Consider the following 19,207-nt stretch of genomic DNA (forward strand, 5'->3'; position numbering starts at 1 on the left):
GTTTCTGTGTACTTTATTCAGTTTTCAATGTACAATTCTTTTTATATTGAACACTTATAAAAGCGTATCAACCTATATTTTTTCAAATCGGATTATCCGAGTTTTCGGACAGTCTCCCCCTTGAAAAATCGCCCGCAGGCCGTTACAATAAACGTCGAGACTAGACAGAAAGAGAGGACACCCATATGCTGCACATCGCCATCTGCGACGACGAAAGAGTCTTTGTGAATCATCTGAAAGAGCTTCTTTCGCAGTATATTCTGGAGACGGGTGAGGAGATCAAAACCTCTGTCTTCTACGATGGACTTGACCTGATAGAAAAATATGACCCGTCCTTTGATTTGATTTTTCTTGACATACAGATGAAACTGGTGGACGGCCTTCGGGCCGCGGAGCGGATCCGCGAGAAGGATGAGAGCGTCGGCATCATTTTCCTTACCACTCTCGCCCAATACGGACTGGAAGGCTACAAATACCAGGCCACCAATTACATTATAAAGCCGCTGCAGTACGGCCGTCTCAAGGCAGAGCTTGACAAGTTTATCCGCCGCCGGCACATAGAGCAGGAACCGGCCCTCGTCATCTCCAATGACACAGGCAAATATAAGGTGATTCTGAAAAATCTCCGCTACATAGAGACCTTCAACCGCAACCTTCTCTTTCACACCGAGCAGGAAAGCATCCTCTGCTACCGCAGTATGAAAGAAATGGAACGGGAGCTGCAGGCAAAGAACTTTGCCCGCTGTCATACCAGCTATATCGTGAATCTCGCCTATGTAAAAGGGGTGAAAAAGCTGGAGATCACCTTGATCACCGGTGAAAAAATCCCCATCAGCCAGCCGAGGCGCAAAAGCTTCATGGAGCAGCTGACCGATTACTGGGGGGATATGCTATGATACAGTTTCTTGATATTCTTTCCTTCATTTTGGAATGGCTTTATGTTTTCGTGTTTTTCTGGATTCTGCATACATTTCTTCCTGTGCGGAAAAACTGGATCGTGCGTGTCCTGGCGGTCTTCTTCTGCAGTTTTCTGGCGGTGGTCATCGTCTATTCCAACGACCTTGCCAACCTGCTGGGCACCCTCATCGGATTCTGCATTTATCTGATCATTTTTCACCGCGGACGCTGGGTTGAAAAACTTACCGCCGTTCTGATTTTTTATCCGGCGGTCATCGCTGTCAACTATATGATGCAGGATATCGGCTCAAACATTTTTTTCGGGCTCTCCGGTGACAACATCGGAGACAACATATCGGAATGGCCCCACGGCGCTTTACTGCTCAGCACCGGCATCCACACCGCCACACTTCTGGCGAGACTGCTGTTCTGGACCGGCGCCTGGCTGTTTCTGCGGAAATACCTGAAAAACACCACGTACACCCTGACCAACCGCATGTGGCTCATCGTGGATACCCTGATGCTCGCTTCCGTGGTCTCGATATTTACTATCATCTATTTCATGCCTGAGCGCATGATCATCGTGTATCCCATCTGTGCCGCGTCCATTTTCTCAAGCTTCGGCTGCATCTACCTGGCCTCCTACATGTGCAGCGCCATGCAGACCGCCTGGCACGCCCAGGAGCTGGAGATGCGCCAGGCCTACTACGAGGAAAAAATGGAAGACGAGACCCGCATCCGCCGCATCTACCACGATATGAAGAATCACCTTCTCGTGCTGGAAAATGCGGTGCCGGGCGCGGGTACCGCCGTACCCGGCGCAGAAAATGTACCGGCTGGCGGCCGCCCGGGCGTCCGCGCCTCCATCGAGCACCTGCAGCAGCAGATTGCTTCTTATGAGAACTACTACCGCACCGGCAACGCCTATCTGGATGTCATCATCCGGGACAAGGCCAAGACCGCCCGGGAAAAACAGATCGACTTCACGGCGGTCATCCACTTTGAGGACGGCGCCTTCCTGGATCCGCTGGACATCAGCACGATCTTCGGCAACGCCCTGGACAACGCCATCGAAGCCAGCGAAAAACTCGCCATCCCCCGGCGTGTCATCACCGTAAAATCCCGCCGCATCCACGATATGATGGTCATCGCCGTGGAAAACAACGCCCTGCCGGGCGCGGACACCTCAGGCAGAACCACCAAGGAGGACTCCTTCCTCCACGGCTTCGGGCTGTCCAACATCAAAAGCACGGCAGAAAAATACGACGGACAGTGCACCGTCAAATGCGAAGGCGGCATCTTTGTGCTGAAAATTATCATACCGGTGCCGTAAGTCCCTCTTTTATCGGTAAATGAATCTCTGGAAGAAAAATGTCAATATTTATTTTTATTCCCATTTTTCTTCCAGCAGAAATTCACGGATATTGCGATGTTTGATTCCATTTCTGCTCATATCAAACTCATCCATCGTCACCACATATTTGGGAAAATTGTCAGGAATGCCGGCGTAGACTTCAAATTCTCTTTGTATCGTTTCATCTGAAGCCAGAAGATACGCCACCTGTATATAAAGTCGGTTTCCCTGTTTTTCACAGACAAAATCGATTTCTTTATCTCCCATTTTGCCAACAGTGACAGAATATCCCCGGCGCAATAATTCTAAGAAAACAATATTTTCCAGAATCAAATTAATATCCTTCATGTTTCCTCCAAAAACAGCCTCCCGTATTCCATGATCTGCCACATAATATTTTTCATTTACGGTAAGTATCTTCTTTCCCTGCAAATCCCGACGTCTTACCTGATAAAAGAGAAAGGCATCCACACAGGCTTTCAGATAATTTAATACCGTTTCCGGTGATACTTTTCTTCCTTCATTCTTCAAATATTTGGAAATCGATGTGGCCGAAAACGTCGTTCCAACATTTAACGTCACATAGGCGATAATCCGTTCCAGCATATCCACATCCCGAATATTATTTCGCTGTACGACATCCTTTAGTTCCACGGAATAAAATAAATCCCGCAAATATTGTCTTCCCGCTTCCTCGTCATAATGAAGATTACTCAGATACGGCATCCCTCCTGCAATAAGATATTTACGAAAACATTCCCTCTCATCTGAACCCGGCTCTATGGTATGATACAAATCAATGAATTCTTTAAAAGAGAATGGATAGATGATAAATTCCACATATCTCCCCGCCAGATAAGTGGCAAGTTCTCCGGAAAGTAATTTCGCGTTGGAACCTGTAATATAAATATCGCAGTCAATCTCCACCCGAAAAGAATTAATACATTTTTCCCATTCCTCTACTTCCTGTATCTCATCAAAAAACAAATATATTTTGCCTTCTTTCTTATTGATTCGACGCAAAATTTCATCATGCAATGACTTTGCCGTACAAAATCCGGCATTTGCCATATTCTCAAAATTGATGGATATCATGTTTTCTTTTTCAACGCCATTTTCCATCAGTTCTTCCTGAATCAATTCCAACATGACGGATTTTCCGCTTCTCCGTATTCCCGTCAACACCTTGATCAATTCATTTCCCATAAACGGGCGGATTCGTTCCATATAAGATTCTCTTTTAATCAATGCATCCACCTTCTCTCCGTTATAACTAAAAAACTTTTATTTTTGCAATTTTTATCAGTTATATCTTATAAAATTTATCTTCTTTTTAATTATATCAATTATAAATGAACAAATCAACCTTCAAGGTTTGGAGTTTTATGACTTTTACAAATATTTAATGCTATTCGTTTAATTTTTTCCTCCTGCATATTAGTTTACGCAGCTTCTATTGTCTGTTTTTTGTATAGCGATATAATCAAAACATCATAAACAGACAAAGGAGAGACAACATGAGTATTTTAAGTACATCCCATTTAGTGAAACAATATGGTGAAAAAGAAAGTCTTGTAAAAGCGTTGAATGACGTGAGCATCTCCATCGAGGAGGGCGAGTTTGTTGCCATCATCGGTACTTCCGGCAGCGGCAAATCCACGCTTTTAAATATGCTGGGCGGTCTGGACCGGCCTACTTCCGGCAGCGTGCAGGTGGATTCCGTCTCTCTGGATTCCATGAGCGATGACGAGCTGACGGTGTTCCGCCGCCAGAAGATCGGTTTTATCTTCCAGAATTACAATCTGGTCCCTATCCTCAATGTCTATGAAAATATCGTGATGCCGATTCAGCTGGACGGCAGGCAGCCAGACGATGCTTTCGTTGATGAGATTATTTCCCTGCTTGGCCTTGATAAGAAGCTTTACAATATGCCGAACAATCTTTCCGGCGGCCAGCAGCAGCGGGTGGCTATCGCAAGAGCTCTTGCCAGCAAGCCGGCCATCATTCTTGCCGATGAGCCGACCGGTAATCTTGACAGCAAGACAAGCGATGAGGTCATCGAACTTCTGCGGCTCACCAGCGAGAAGTTCCATCAGACCATCGTGATGATCACCCACAACCCGGAAATCGCCGCCCAGGCCGACCGTACCATCCGCATCGAAGATGGACGTATCCATGAGTAAAGGCGGTGATGCACGATGAATAAACAGACAGAATCCATCATCCGGAAGCGCAGCGATGCGGAGCAGGCAGCTTCCCGCGGCAAAGGCAGCCAGCAGGGTTCCATGATTAAGACTCTCTCCCGCCGCAGCTTCCGGAACAATAAACGCCGTAATCTGGTGGCTGTCCTCGCCATCATCCTCACGACCATGATGTTCACCACTTTGTTTACACTGGCGCAGAGTCTCGGACGCAATATGACGGAAATGTATCTCCGTCAGTCTGGAACCACCGCCCACACATCCACAAAGAGCATCACCGATGAGGAGATTGAGAAGATCGCCGCTCATCCGCTGGTAGTACATTCCGGATATTCCATCATCCTGGGAAACGCACAGAATACCTCCCTGGCCGGACGGCAGGTGGAGATCCGCTACGCCAGCGACCAGTATGCAAGAGACAGCTTTGCCTGGCCGGAGACCGGACGGATGCCGGAGGCCGAAGATGAAATCGCCCTGGACACTCTGACTCTGCAGCGCCTGGGCGTCACGCCGGAGCTCGGCGCCACCATCACCCTGGAATGGCAGAAAGACATCACTTCCCCGGAGATGACCTCCAGTACATTTACTCTGTGCGGTATCTGGGAAGGAAATGAATCTTCTTACGCCAGCATGGCCTGGGTCAGCAAAGAATTTGCCTTAAACGCCTGCGATTACGCCGCCGGCCCGTCGGACGGACAGGTGCTCGGCACCCGCATGATGGGCGTTACATTTGCAGACACTGATGATATCGAGGGGCAGATGACACAGGTGCTTTCCGACACCGGCATCACCGACGTGGAGTTTTCCACCAACCTGGCCTACGACGCAGGCGTACAGCAAAGCATTTTCATGGAAAACCTGTCCACCTACGCCGGCATGCTGCTGGTTTTCCTGGCAGGATACCTGATCATCTATAACGTGTTCCAGATTTCGGTTGCCTCGGACATCCAGTTCTACGGCAGACTGAAAACCCTCGGAACCACCAGAAAACAGATCAAGAAAATCATCCGGGGACAGGCGAACCGGCTGTCACTGATCGGTATTCCGGTTGGACTGGTCATCGGCTACCTGCTGGGCATCGTGCTCGTGCCGGTGATGATCGGCGGAGACAATCCGAATACCATCGTGTCCACCAATCCGATCATCTTCATCGGTTCCGCCGTATTTGCCTACGTGACCGTGCTTTGCTCTTCCCTGCTTCCGGCCCGCCGCGCAGGAAAAGTCTCCCCGATGGAAGCGCTGCGCTATACCGACGCGGATACTTCCGTGAAGAAAAAACAGAAGAAATCCAAAAAAGGCGCCTCCATCGCCGGCATGGCCTGGAGCAACCTGTGGCGCAATAAAAAACGGACCGTCATGGTCATCTGCTCCCTCACCCTCGGACTGGTGCTGATGAGCTATTTTTACGCCAGCAACGCAAGCTTTGACATGGATAAATATCTGATGGATTTAACTGTCGCCGACTTCCAGATCGACGACGCCACCAACAGCAACGTTTCCGGTTACGACCCGGCCAGCAATACCATCAGCGAGAGCCTGCTTTCCGACATCCGAAGCCTTGACACCCTGGAGACGGAAGGCCGCCTGTACTCCCAGGATATTTCCATGCCGCTGAGCGAGGAAGCCCGGAACAATTTCTCCACATTTTATACCCAGGACGTTCTGGACGATTACGCTTCCTTTGACCCGAGTTTTCCGATGTGGAAGGAAGTCTTTGACTCCGCCCTCGCAGGAAATGCAGTGCCGCACACCATTTACGGCGCTGACGGCCTGATTCTTGACGCCGCCGCCAGTGAAAACTACATCCTGGACGGCAGCTATGACCCTGAGAAATTCGCCACCGGCGATTACATCCTCGCCATCGGCCCTGCCGCTGGCCCTCAGACCGGACTGCCGACCTATTCTGTCGGCGAGGAAGTGAACATCAACGGACGGAACTTTACCGTCATGGCGGTGCTTTCCCCTCTGCAGCCGATGGTTTCCGGCTACACACCGGTATTCTCCGTGCAACTTGTCATGCAGGCGGATGTTTTCACCCAGATGTGGCCGGACAACAACCTGCGCAAATACTATTTCAACGTGGAGGACGCCGGTATCGACGAGGCTTCTGACATGCTGACCGAATACCAGCAGAGCTACGCCTCCGGCATGTCCATTACCTCCCGCCAGACCATGGCGCAGCAGTACGAAGACGAGCGCCGTTCCTCTTCCGTCATCGGCTACTCCATCAGCGTTGTCATCGCCCTGGTCGGCATACTGAACTTTGTCAACAGCATGGTGACCGCCATCATCTCCCGCCGCCGTGAATTTGCCATGATCCAGAGCATCGGCATGACCAAACGGCAGCTTCGAAAGATGCTCATCTTTGAGGGCTTATATTACGCGGGAATCACACTGGTGATATCCTACATCCTGAGTATCTTCACCGTGGGAGTCATCGTCCGCGCCCTCACCGCCGGCGGCTACACCACCTTCCAGTTCACCCTGCTGCCGCTTATCATCTGCACGCCGGTGCTGCTGATCTTCGCCGTCCTGCTTCCGTACCTCTGTTTCCGGAATCTGGAAAAGGACAGCATCGTGGAGCGTCTGCGGGCAACAGATTAGAATAATTTATGTATTGACACCATACCTTTTTCATGCTAAAGTATAAAAGTCAAATGCAACGAAGAGGAATAGTAGAATTTCGAGTGTATTCAGAGAACCGCTGGGTGGTGCGAAGCGGCTGCATGACAGATTTGAACTCGCCTCTGAGCAGCGTGCTGAACCGCATCTGCTGCGTCATCCTTTTATTATCCCCGGTATAAACCATACCGAAGATGCATAAAGATAACATGCAGATAATAAAAGGACGCAGAATCATAACATTGCAGCAGCAAATGTACAGGATGCAGTAGGCATAGCCGGAGCCTGACCGTTACAGCAGGAGGATATAAGGCTTATTTAAGTCCGTATCTGTGATGAGCGCATACATTTTGTATGAATAAGAGTGGTACCGCGTGAGTTTTCTCCGTCTCTTTCTTTATCAGAAAGAGGCGGTTTTTTATTTCATCAAACACCCTCTCACGCCGGTCCTTATCACGGATAAATTACAACACATTTTCAATATCGCGCCTGGCGCACATTTTATGAAGGAGGATTATGAATTATGCAGCATGCAGATAAGTACAAACCAATGTATTTCCCATCACCGGCTCACACCTGTAAGTGGGCAGCAAAAGATCATATCGAAAAACCGCCGGTCTGGTGTTCCGTTGACCTGCGGGACGGCAATCAGGCTTTGATCATCCCGATGAGCCTGGAAGAAAAGATTGAATTCTTCAAGTTACTGGTTAAGATTGGTTTTAAGGAGATCGAGGTGGGCTTCCCGGCTGCTTCCGAGACCGAATACGAATTCTGCCGGACATTGATCGAGCAGAACCTGATTCCGGATGACGTGACCATCCAGGTGCTGACACAGGCCCGCGAACACATCATCAAGAAGACCTTTGAAGCCATCAAAGGCGTTAAACAGGCGGTGGTACATTTATATAACTCCACCTCCGTGGCTCAGCGGGAGCAGGTGTTCAAGAAATCCAAAGAAGACATCATCCAGATTGCCGTGGACGGCGCAGAGCTGCTGAAACGACTGACCGAGGAGGACGGCGGCAACTACCGTTTTGAATATTCACCGGAGAGTTTCACCGGCACCGAGATGGACTTCGCCCTGGATATCTGCAACGCTGTGCTGGACGTGTGGAAACCGACCAAAGACTGGCCGACTATCATCAACCTGCCGGCAACCGTCTCCCACTCCATGCCGCACGTGTACGCAAGCCAGATCGAGTATATGAGCGACAATTTGAAATACAGAGACAGCGTGGTGTTATCCGTGCATCCGCATAACGACCGTGGTACCGGCGTTGCCGATGCGGAGCTGGCGGTTCTTGCCGGCGCAGACCGTGTGGAAGGCACCCTGTTCGGCAACGGAGAGCGGACAGGAAATGTGGATATCGTCACACTGGCATTGAATATGTTCTCCCACGGCGTGGATCCGAACCTTGACTTCAGCAATCTGCCGGCCATCGTGGAAGAATACGAGAAAGTCACAAGAATGCATGTCTATGAGAGACAGCCATACGCCGGACAGCTTGTATTTGCCGCATTCTCCGGCTCCCACCAGGATGCCATCGCCAAAGGTATGGCATGGCGTGAAACCCACGACTGCGACAAATGGACCGTTCCGTATCTGGCCATTGACCCGAAAGATCTGGGCCGCGAGTACGAGGCAGACGTCATCCGTATCAACAGCCAGTCTGGCAAGGGCGGCATCGGATTCCTTCTGGATAAGACCTACGGCATCCGGATTCCACCGCAGATGCGCGAGGAAGTGGGCTATACTGTCAAAGATGTTTCCGACCACGCTCACAAAGAGCTTCAGCCGGAGGAGGTACTGGACGTCTTCAAAGAAAAATACGTCAATATCAACGCACCGATCGAGCTGCTTGACGTACATTTCAAGCGGGAAGAAACCGGCATCTGGACAGAGCTCACCATCAACAAATACGGCGTTCACAAAGTATACCACGGCACCGGAAACGGTCGTCTGGACGCTGTCAGCAACGCTTTGAAACGTCACTCTGAGATTGATTACACCATCTCTACCTACGAGGAACATGCTCTGGAGACCGGTTCCAGTTCCAAGGCCTGCGCTTACGTGGCCATCGACGGCTCCAACGACAAGACCTACTGGGGCGTCGGCATCGACAACGATATCATCAATGCTTCCGTAATGGCTTTGATCAGCGCTGTAAACCGGTATATGGATGATATTAACGCAAAAAAATAACCTGCCGCAACAGTATGAGTAATGTAGTACAAAAGTTCTCTTGACAGACAGAATCCTATGGAATCCATGCGGCTAAGAGATTCCTCTGTCCATCAGAGAAAAACGCCTCGCAGACCTTCGCATCCACCAATGCATCCCCGGTCTGTGAGGCGTTTTCATTTTATTTTTTTCCTTTACATGTTCTCCGCATAATCCCTTTTACATGTTCTCCATGTAATCTCCCAGCTCGCTGAGCAGGTCGCTTACCTTCCTGTGGAGCGGAAGCAGACTCTCGTACTGCTCTACCACTCCTCGCCCGGATATTTCATGCCCCACTCCTTCCGGAGTCCGGTCATCATATCCATCACGTCGCAGGAGTCGGACAGACGCATCACATCGGTTTTTCCTTCCAGAATGGCCGCTTCCATATCCATCATCTCGTACTGGAGCGCATTTGCCGTGCTGCCTTCCGCGATCTCCTCTCTCTCGCCGGTCTCCGCATCCACGATGACCGCACGATCGGCGCGGGGATATTCCATGATCTCGATATACCCTTTCTCACAGCTGATCATGGCGCGCTTCGGCTGTTTGGAATGCATGGAAAGCGCCACCGTCGCCATCTGACCTTCCTTATTCATGAGAAGCATGGTCGCCTGCTCATCGGAGCCCGTCGGCGACGGCTTCATCTGGCTGACAATCCTGTCCGGACAGCTCTCCATAAAACTGCGGACGATACTCAAAGCATAGACGCCAATATCAAGAAGCGCTCCGCCTGCCAGATTCATATTGAAGAAACGATTATTCATATCGTATTCTTTGAAACTGCCGAAGTTCATGGTGATCATCTGCACCTTTCCCAGCCTGCCGATGTCCACAATCTGCCACAGCTTCTTGTATAACGGCATATGCCAGATGGTCATGGCCTCCGCCAGCACCAGCCCCTTCTCCTCCGCCAGGGCGCGCATCTCGGACAGCTCCCGGCTGTTTAAAGTGATGGATTTCTCCACGAACAGATGCTTTCCATGTTCCAGCGCCGCCTTCATATACGGATAATGGGTGTTGTGCGGCGTGGTAATGTACACCACATCCACTTCCGGATCATCAAAAACCGCCTCGTAGGTCGGAAACACCTTCTGTACTCCGTATTTCTCCGCAAATGTAACGGCCTTCTCATAGGTACGGTTCGCCACGCCGTAAAGCTGTCGTCCCATGTCTGCCAGAGCAGACGCCATCTGATTGGCGATGACGCCGGTTCCCAAAACCGCCCAGTTTAACTCTTTCTTATCGGATGCAAAATTTGCCATATCTTTATCCTGCCCTTCCTGTACGTCTGTACATTTCTTCAAATGTATCATTGCGATTTCATTATATCCATTCGTCCGGGGGATGGCAACCTGTTTTTTGCAAGCGGAATTATCGCCTGCGGCAAGTCGCCCCAGTAACATCTGCCACTCCGCCGCAACGCAATCCGTGTGGAACATTTTTCCAAAAAATATTCCCCGGCTGCTGGTCACAACCGGGGAATACCGTCTTTTTATTATTCTATTGTCCTTTCACGGAAGCCATAAGCTTTCCACCCTGCTCATCAATGAGAATAACGTCGCCTTCCCGTACATTTCCTTCCAGAATCAATCTGGCTGCCAGCGTATCCACATGCTTGGTCAGGAAACGCTTCAGCGGACGGGCGCCATAAGCCGGCTCGTAGCCATGCTCGATGACGAAATCCTTTGCCGCGTCGCTGAGTTCAATGCTCAGCTCCCGGTCTGCAAGACGTTTATTGACATCCGAAAGCATCAGTTCAATAATGCCGCCGATATTGTCTTTGGTCAGCGGTTTAAACATGATGATCTCATCCAGACGGTTCAGGAACTCCGGACGGAAATGAGCACGCAGGTCGTTCATGACCATATCTTCCGCCTCCGGACGGATACTTCCGTCCTCGCCGATGCCGTCCAGCAGATACTGGGAACCGATGTTGGACGTCATAATGAGAATCGTGTTCTTAAAGTCTACGGTCCTGCCCTGAGAATCAGTAATCCGTCCATCGTCAAGCACCTGCAGCAGCACATTGAACACATCCGGATGGGCCTTCTCGATCTCATCAAACAGAACAACGGAGTACGGTTTTCTTCTGACTGCCTCGGTGAGCTGACCGCCCTCCTCGTATCCTACGTATCCAGGAGGCGCTCCGATCAGACGGGACACAGAATACTTCTCCATATATTCACTCATATCAATCCGAACCATGTTCTGCTCATTATCAAACAAGCTCTCTGCCAGCGCTTTGGCAAGCTCTGTCTTTCCGACACCAGTCGGGCCCAGGAACATGAAAGAACCGATCGGCTTGGTCGGATCTTTGATACCGGCCTTGGAACGAATGATGGCCTCCGTCACTTTCTCCACTCCCTCGTCCTGGCCGACCACTCTCTTGTGAAGCTCCTTATCCAGGTTCAGGGTCTTGTTCCTCTCGCTCTCGGTCAGCTTGGCGACCGGGATGCCCGTCCATCGGCTGATAATCTTGGCGATTTCCTCATCGGTGACACTCTCATGCACCAGAGAAGCATCGTCCCTCTTCGCCTTCTCTTCCTCTTCCGCCAGCTGTTTCTGCAGCTCCGGCAGCTTACCGTACTGCAGCTCGGCGGCCTTATTCAGATCATAATTGCGCTGAGCAATCTGAATCTCGTTATTCAGCGCCTCAATCTCTTCCTTAATCTTGGAAACACGTTCCACGGCGGACTTCTCCTGATCCCAGGTTGCCTTCTGAATCTGGAAATCCTCCCGCATCTGCGCCAATTCCTTCTGCAGATCCGCCAGACGCTCCTGACTGAGACGGTCGGTCTCCTTCTTAAGAGCCGCCTCCTCAATCTCCAGCTGCATGATCTTTCTCTGCACCTCATCCAGCTCCGTCGGCAGAGAATCAAGCTCTGTCTTGATCATGGCACAGGCCTCATCCACCAGGTCGATGGCCTTATCCGGCAGGAACCGGTCAGAAATGTACCGGTTGGACAGCACCGCTGCACTTACCAGCGCAGAGTCCGTGATCTTGACTCCGTGGTACACCTCGTAACGATCCTTCAGACCTCTCAGGATGGAAATGGTATCCTCCACTGTCGGCTCATCCACCATGACCGGCTGGAAACGACGCTCCAGAGCAGCGTCCTTTTCAATGTACTGACGATACTCATTGAGAGTTGTGGCGCCGATACAATGCAGCTCGCCCCTTGCCAGCATCGGCTTCAGCAGGTTACCGGCATCCATGGCGCCTTCCGTCTTACCGGCGCCCACGATGGTATGCAGCTCATCAATGAACAGCAGAATCTGTCCGTCGCTGGCCTTAATCTCCTCCAGCACCGCTTTCAGACGCTCCTCAAACTCGCCCCGGTATTTGGCGCCCGCCACCAGGGAACCCATATCGAGGGCAAATACCTTTTTATCCTTCAGGGACTCCGGCACATCGCCCTTGACGATACGCTGCGCCAGTCCTTCCACAACGGCAGTCTTTCCAACGCCAGGCTCACCGATCAGTACCGGGTTATTCTTGGTCTTTCTGGAAAGAATCCGCACTACATTTCTTATCTCGCCGTCACGGCCGATGACCGGATCAAGCTTCTGCTGTCTCGCTCTCTCCACCAGATCATAACCGTATTTCTCCAGCGTCTCATAGGTTGCCTCCGGATTATCGCTCACAACCTTCTGATTGCCTCTCACAGTAGACAGCGCCTGCAGAAAACGCTCCCTGGTCACGCCGTACGCCTGAAACAGCTTCTTAATTTCCTTATTCGGATGCTTCAGCAGCGACAGGAACAGATGCTCCACAGACACATACTCATCGCCCATGGCTTTGGACTCGTCCTCCGCACTGACCAGCACCTCATTTAAACTCTTGCTGATATAAACCTGTCCGCCGGACACCTTCGGCTTCTTCTCGATCAGCTGCTGGGTCTGAGACAAAAACGCCTCTTTATTCACTTCCATTTTCTCAATAAGCTTGAGAATCAGGCTGTCTTCTATGGTAAGGAGACTGTACAGGAAATGCTCCTGGTCAATCTCCGGATTGCCATACTGATAGGCAAGCTTCTCACACTGATTCACTGCTTCCAGAGACTTCTGGGTAAATTTATTAATATTCATGCTCATTCCTCCTTACTTTGGAATAATGATTGAAAAATGTTCGCATAAAAACATATATGCAGAAGCTGTTATATTCTTTCTATAACAACCTCTGCATATTTTATAACACAGTTTGTTAGCCAAGTCAAGGGACGAGTGCTAAATACTTTATTTTTTTGACCTTTGAAAAAACTCAATTTTCAAAAACTAATTAAACTTTTTAAAAAGATTTTTCCAAGAAAGGTTATTTTATTTCTCCAAGTCAATAAGTAATTCATCAAATTTTTGATATAAATAATCAGCGGGAACCCCTTCATTCATTTTTATATCAATCATTTTAAGAAGATCTGCATTGCTAACACTTATAATTAATTTTCCATTTTCACGCAGAGTGCCTCTAATTGCTTTATTGGCATTTGTAGAAGCACCTTTACAAGAAACCAGGACTGCCACTCCCCTTAAAGCTTTTAGGTACAAATATTTATCTGTAGTATATATCTCTTTTTGGGTAATTTTTTCTTTATAATTTTTAAATTCAAAAATAATGTATTTGCTATTAAAACATTGCAATATGGTTGTCCATAAACCGCTTACATCACCGTCTTTTATTTTGCAGATTAAATCAAATCTGTATAATTGAGAACTCGAAGTTTTTTGTCTATGCCATAAAGATAATTCATCATTAAATAAGTAGTTTAAAGTTTCAAAACATAAATCCTCATATGCGGCATTACCAATAGAATTTTTCCAATTAGATACACGTTCTTTTAGAAGTTCACCCTTTGTCTTAGATGGCGCGACAAATTCATGTCCCTGTTTAAATATTTGTGTGTTAGGTTTGTCTGGTAAAAGGTCATTGACAGAAAAGTCAAGTATTGATAATAATTCACCTTTGAGATCCTCATTATCTCGTACAAGAAATAGAAGATTTTGGATATCAAGAACAACCACTCCAATATTTTCTATTCTTTTACGAAGATTAGAAATAATCTTTGCCCCAACAACTAAAACAGGGGTATTGAGATTTGATATATCTCCGTTTCCACAAAATACTTTTAGCCGACAAGCAGTATCAAATAAAGTTGAATTAGGCATTTGATTAGTCCGTGAGAATTTTACTTCAACTATATAATTCATATTGTTTTTCTTTGCTAATATATCATATCCTCTAATATTGGTTCCTGAAGTTAACTTAGTCGTAAAATTATAACTGTCAAATATATCTGCAACAATTTTCTCAAAACGAAACCTCATATCATTTGTAGAACCTTTATGCACCAAAATCACCCCTAAGTTTTTGATATAATTATATCTATCTTTTATTAAACCCACAACTTAAATATATTTGATGATTATCATTCATAACAAGTAAAAAATATTAATTTTTATAAAATAGAAAAGGCCCCCATTTAAACGTTCCATAATATATTCATAATATCCAATTTGCAACACTGATATACTATAAAATTAGAAAAGGACGACACTTCGATAACAAGAGTAAGTGTTAATATTTTTCAAAAAATATGGATCTTAGTAGAATTGCTATTTCGATAACACTTTAACCTTGTTTTTCCATTCAACGCCTGATTTTGATAAAAATTCAATTTTTGCCTTTTCGTTTTTACATTCTACCAATATAATCGCCATCGGATCAAACTTTATTTCAATATAATGTTTATTATTATTTTTATTAAGTTCCCTTTTTGGCATTAGATCTACAATACCCCCATCTCTATATATCATTGTGTTAATCAAAAAACGAACTTCTTCTTCCTCAAAAAAATAACTATCCTTATAAAAATTCCCCACATACATCAAATGCTGTAATGTATATTTTACTTTTTCCTTCAGTACTATTCCAAAGGCTTGTGAGTTTATCAGATCCATATATTCTTTCATTACAATATTTTCTTGTTTCCTCTCTTCATAAATTATAGGAGCATATTTAACAATCTCATTATTCCTATCCTTTTTGTTTAATCCTTTAATCGAAACACTTATTGATTCCCAAAATTATTTAAAATCTATTTCAATCCTATACCCTTCTTCCTTTGCATAATTTTCCCACATTTTGTTTGAATTATTATTTTTACAAGTAGATAACACAAATGTAGCATGATCATCTTTCAGAAACTTTTTTCTTGATTGTTCATCTCCTATAAATTCAGTCACATATTTCTTAATTTCTGGACTCTCTATATTATTTTGTATGTAATCAAAAACCTTTTCTAAAATAAGAACCCCTTCTTTAGGATCATCATTTCCAAAATCCATGATCTCTGTCATCCAAAAACAACCTTTGCAAATATTTAGCGCGGCATCTATTGAATTAGTATAATGAGACAATGTCGTCAATGCTTTTTTATTGTCATAAATACAACTATAATCATTAAATCTTTTAAAAAAATTCATTCTGCTCCTTCTCCTTGTTCAATAATACACCTACATTAGTCTATTTCCAGCTTCTAGTTGTGTAATCCCCTATATAATAAATCTATACAATTTTTTATAAAAGAAACAAGCATAAAAAATATCTTCTACGAAGTTGACATTTGCCAAAACTTTTTTATTCTCCATTACATACCTGAATACATATTTCTTTTAAATCACGAGATATATCTAATTCACCCTCATATGTCTTATTTGGAGCAAAGGCACACTCATATACCTCATAGATTTTTTCAAACCCAACCCGATAGTCTTCATTATCATTTCCACTCTTGTCTCCAAAAAGGCAAATTAATTTTCGCAGACTAGGAAGATTCTGACACAACTTTTTAAATGTACCTCCTTCCCCTTCCAAAAATCTCTTTTTTTCTGTTTGATTCACTATATCTAACGCTAATATTATTGGTATAAATATAGATAAAATGCAACCTTCTTTAGAATAATCATTACAACGCTGTGTAGATGTACTTTCTATATTTTGGTGAAAAATAATCATATCACGCAATGATAAATTATAATATTCCCCTAATTCCTCGGTTATTTTCTTTAAATGATACTGTCCTTGGTTTGTCTGCAATATAGTACTTCTTTTTGAGTATTGCGGTATTTCCGGAAGATAAATATTCATATCAAAAAACTTGTTCAGATACCCTGTTGAATCAAATGAATCTCCATAAAAATTAGAAATTGTATGAACTAATTGTTCTTTGTTTACAGATACAACAAAAATTATACGTTCATCATCAAAATAATGTTTTATACGTTCTAATGTCTCAATTGCATAATTAGGTCTACATCTATCTAATTCATCAATAAATATAACTAATTTACAAGCATTTTCGACAATTATTTCATTTAAAATTTGTTTTACTGTTTCATGAATGATTATTCCGGGGCTCTTTGAGCCACCTGTCCGGACTTTGAGAGCCACCATTCCGGAGAATGAGAGCCACATATTCCGGTAATTCAGAGCCACTTTAGGCTCTATTACATAGATTTCCTTTATACTGTAAGAACACATCGTCTGATGTGAATACAGTTAAAGGAGGTCACCATTATGACCAAATACCGAGAGATCCTTCGCCTAAAAAGCTTAGGATTCAGCGAACGGAACATCGCACATAGTTGCGGTGTGTCCCGTAACACAGTTGCTAAGGTCGTCAAAAAGGCTGCGGAAATAAAACTTTCCTGGCCACTGGATCATGACATGACCGACAGCACACTTGAGGAAATGCTTTTCCCCAAGACAAAATCAGCAACCAATAAACGGATGCCTGATTATGACTACATCCGCAGAGAACTCCTGCGTAATGGAGTCAATAAGAAGCTCCTATGGGTAGAATACTGTGAGGAATGCCGTATGAATGGCGAAGAACCTCTCATGTATTCCCAGTTCTGCTACTACATTCAGAAGGATGAAGAAAAACGCAGGGCAACCATGCACATCCCACGGAAACCGGGTGAGCAGATCGAAGTAGATTGGGCCGGTGATCCGGCACAGCTCATCGATCCAGACACCGGTGAGATCACGGAGGCATGGATATTTGTAGGAGTCCTTACTTACAGCCAGTATACCTTTGTAAAGGCATACCTGAACCAGAAGACAGACAACTGGATCAAAGCGCATATCCAGATGTTTGAATTCTTCGGCGGCGTTACACCGATGCTTATTCCTGATAACTGTTCTACGGCAGTGAACCCTTCGAAAAGCGACTGGTATACGACCGTGCTGAACACTACTTATCATGAGATGGCAGAACATTATAATATCGCCATTATTCCGGCAAGAGTCCGGAAGCCCAAGGATAAACCAAATGTGGAAGGTTCCGTTGGTAAGATCTCCACATGGATCACTGCAGCCCTCCGCAATGAACAGTTTTTCTCTCTTGCAGAATTAAACGCTGCGATCCGCGAAAAGCTGGATGCCTACAATGCAAGAAAGTTTCAAAAGAAGGATTGTAGCAGGCTCAGTTTATTTCTTGGGGAAGAAAAGCCATTGCTGGCACCGTTGCCTGCCACACCCTTCGAACTGGCGGAGCGGAAACAGGCCACTGTCCAGTTCAACTATCACATCGCAGTAGACAAGATGTACTACTCCGTGCCTTATCAGTATATCAAAGATAAGGTCGATGTGCGCATAACAGAAACAACGATTGAAATATTTTATCATCACAACCGGATTGCCTCGCATCGCCGTCTCCATGGCAGGAGCGGCCAATACTCCACGGTAATGGAACATATGCCGCCAGATCATCAGAAATATCTGGAATGGAACGGTGACCGTTTCCGCAGATGGGCAGATTCGATTGGAATCAACACAAGGAAGGTGGTTGATGCAATCCTGACCTCCGGCAGGGTGGAACAGCAGACTTACAGAAGCTGTATGGGGCTGCTGAAACTGGCTGAGAAGCATTCTCCCAGCAAACTGGAAGAAGCTTGTTCAAGAGCGCTCCTTTATTCCAGAACACCCAGTTATAAAAGTATCAAAAATTTATTAGCTGCCATGAAAGAGGATTCCGATCCTGTTTTCCAGAATCTGGATTCCATTTCATCTGAGACGCAATCACAGGCACGTGGCATTACAAGAGGTGCCAGATACTACGGAGGTAAAAGATCATGACCAATCAGAGTACCATTGATAAACTTATCGAGATGCGCCTGTCATCCATGGCAGATGCATTCCGGATCCAGATGAATGATTCTGCAATGAAGGAAGTTCCGTTTGAAGACCGCTTCGGCATGCTGGTTGATGTTGAGTATACAAACCGGAAAAACAACCGCCTGAAAAGGCTGATCCGTCAGGCAGAACTGGAGCAGCCAGACGCCAGCATCGCAGCCATCGACTATCAATCCGGCCGGAAGCTGAACAAAGCCTTGATCAGCCGTCTGGCAACCTGTGAATACATCTCAGAGTACCGCAACATTTTTATTACCGGTGCCACCGGAAGCGGTAAGACCTATATGGCATGTGCTTTCGGTATGGAGGCATGTAAACACTATTACACTGTGAAATATGTCCGCCTTCCGGATTTGTTGCTGGATCTGCAGGCAGCCAGGGATGCCGGTACATTTACCAACGTACTCAAGAAGTACACGAAACCGGTTCTGTTAATTATTGATGAATGGCTCCTGCTCAAGCTGACCGAGTCCGAAGCCAGAAATCTTTTTGAACTGATCCACAAACGCAGGAAGAAGTCATCGACCATCTTCTGCTCCCAGTTCCGGGAAAGCGAGTGGTACCAGCAGATCTGCAGCGGTGAGAGCACTCTTGCAGATGCCATCATGGATCGCATTTCATACGATTCATATAAAATCAACATCGAGAGCATCGATCCATCAAAAGACCTTTCCATGAGAGAGGTATATGGTCTGGATCCTGCTCAGGCCGAGTAA

General features: G+C 46.4%; 14 protein-coding genes and 1 other annotated feature. Of the genes, 7 read left to right on the forward strand and 7 right to left on the reverse strand.

Going from position 1 to position 19,207, the window contains the following annotated elements; translation table 11 throughout:
• Positions 1-185: 185 nt before the first annotated feature.
• Positions 186-896 (forward strand): LytTR family DNA-binding domain-containing protein, encoded by a 711-nt coding sequence (locus B5F87_RS11840; protein ID WP_087281294.1) that lies wholly within the window; start codon positions 186-188, stop codon positions 894-896.
• Positions 893-2,230 (forward strand): sensor histidine kinase, encoded by a 1,338-nt coding sequence (locus B5F87_RS11845; RefSeq protein ID WP_087281296.1) that lies wholly within the window; start codon positions 893-895, stop codon positions 2,228-2,230. The genes B5F87_RS11840 and B5F87_RS11845 overlap by 4 nt, the downstream gene beginning before the upstream one ends.
• A 54-nt stretch (positions 2,231-2,284) precedes the next feature.
• Here B5F87_RS11845 and B5F87_RS11850 read toward each other — a convergent pair whose 3' ends face one another.
• Complete coding sequence (locus B5F87_RS11850; RefSeq protein ID WP_087281298.1) at positions 2,285-3,499, reverse strand: ATP-binding protein; 1,215 nt, start codon at positions 3,497-3,499, stop codon at positions 2,285-2,287.
• Positions 3,500-3,768: 269 nt separating this feature from the next.
• Between B5F87_RS11850 and B5F87_RS11855 the strand changes: the two genes are divergently transcribed.
• From B5F87_RS11855 to B5F87_RS11865, 3 genes are all read left to right on the forward strand, one after another.
• Positions 3,769-4,434 carry an ABC transporter ATP-binding protein gene (locus B5F87_RS11855; protein WP_087281300.1) on the forward strand — a complete coding sequence of 222 codons (666 nt, stop codon included), beginning with the start codon at positions 3,769-3,771 and terminating at the stop codon, positions 4,432-4,434.
• Positions 4,435-4,449: 15 nt separating this feature from the next.
• A complete protein-coding gene (locus B5F87_RS11860) occupies positions 4,450-7,056 on the forward strand; it encodes an ABC transporter permease (protein WP_087281302.1) in 2,607 nt (868 codons plus the stop codon).
• A 49-nt stretch (positions 7,057-7,105) separates the two neighbouring features.
• Positions 7,106-7,470 (forward strand) — a binding site (T-box leader).
• Between the two features lie 127 nt (positions 7,471-7,597).
• Complete coding sequence (locus B5F87_RS11865; protein WP_087281304.1) at positions 7,598-9,277, forward strand: 2-isopropylmalate synthase; 1,680 nt, start codon at positions 7,598-7,600, stop codon at positions 9,275-9,277.
• Positions 9,278-9,558: 281 nt separating this feature from the next.
• Here the strand turns inward: B5F87_RS11865 and B5F87_RS11870 are convergent, their stop codons facing one another.
• The 6 genes from B5F87_RS11870 to B5F87_RS11895 all read right to left on the reverse strand — a co-directional run bounded on the left by B5F87_RS11870 (position 9,559) and on the right by B5F87_RS11895 (position 16,790).
• Entirely contained in the window at positions 9,559-10,560 is a 1,002-nt protein-coding gene (locus B5F87_RS11870; protein WP_087281422.1) for a Gfo/Idh/MocA family oxidoreductase, read from the reverse strand.
• A 238-nt stretch (positions 10,561-10,798) separates the two neighbouring features.
• Positions 10,799-13,387, reverse strand: a complete 2,589-nt coding sequence (clpB, locus tag B5F87_RS11875) for an ATP-dependent chaperone ClpB (protein ID WP_087281306.1) — start codon at positions 13,385-13,387, stop codon at positions 10,799-10,801.
• A 228-nt stretch (positions 13,388-13,615) separates the two neighbouring features.
• Positions 13,616-14,644 (reverse strand): restriction endonuclease, encoded by a 1,029-nt coding sequence (locus tag B5F87_RS11880; protein ID WP_087281308.1) that lies wholly within the window; start codon positions 14,642-14,644, stop codon positions 13,616-13,618.
• 264 nt (positions 14,645-14,908) lie between these two features.
• On the reverse strand, positions 14,909-15,265 hold the full coding sequence (locus B5F87_RS11885) for a hypothetical protein (RefSeq protein WP_087281310.1): 357 nt from the start codon (positions 15,263-15,265) through the stop codon (positions 14,909-14,911).
• Positions 15,266-15,379: 114 nt separating this feature from the next.
• Entirely contained in the window at positions 15,380-15,778 is a 399-nt protein-coding gene (locus B5F87_RS11890) for a hypothetical protein (RefSeq protein WP_087281312.1), read from the reverse strand.
• 154 nt (positions 15,779-15,932) lie between these two features.
• Positions 15,933-16,790 (reverse strand): P-loop NTPase fold protein, encoded by an 858-nt coding sequence (locus tag B5F87_RS11895; RefSeq protein WP_158097042.1) that lies wholly within the window; start codon positions 16,788-16,790, stop codon positions 15,933-15,935.
• An 81-nt stretch (positions 16,791-16,871) separates the two neighbouring features.
• On the opposite strand from B5F87_RS11895, the gene istA reads away from it, so the two are divergent.
• A complete protein-coding gene (istA, locus tag B5F87_RS11900; RefSeq protein WP_087281316.1) occupies positions 16,872-18,434 on the forward strand; it encodes an IS21 family transposase in 1,563 nt (520 codons plus the stop codon).
• A complete protein-coding gene (gene istB, locus B5F87_RS11905) occupies positions 18,431-19,207 on the forward strand; it encodes an IS21-like element helper ATPase IstB (RefSeq protein WP_087281318.1) in 777 nt (258 codons plus the stop codon). Before istA ends, istB begins: the two co-directional genes overlap by 4 nt.

It is taken from the genome of Eubacterium sp. An3, assembly GCF_002159465.1.
In the GTDB taxonomy this organism is placed as follows: Bacteria; Bacillota; Clostridia; order Lachnospirales; family Lachnospiraceae; genus Anaerobutyricum; species Anaerobutyricum stercoris.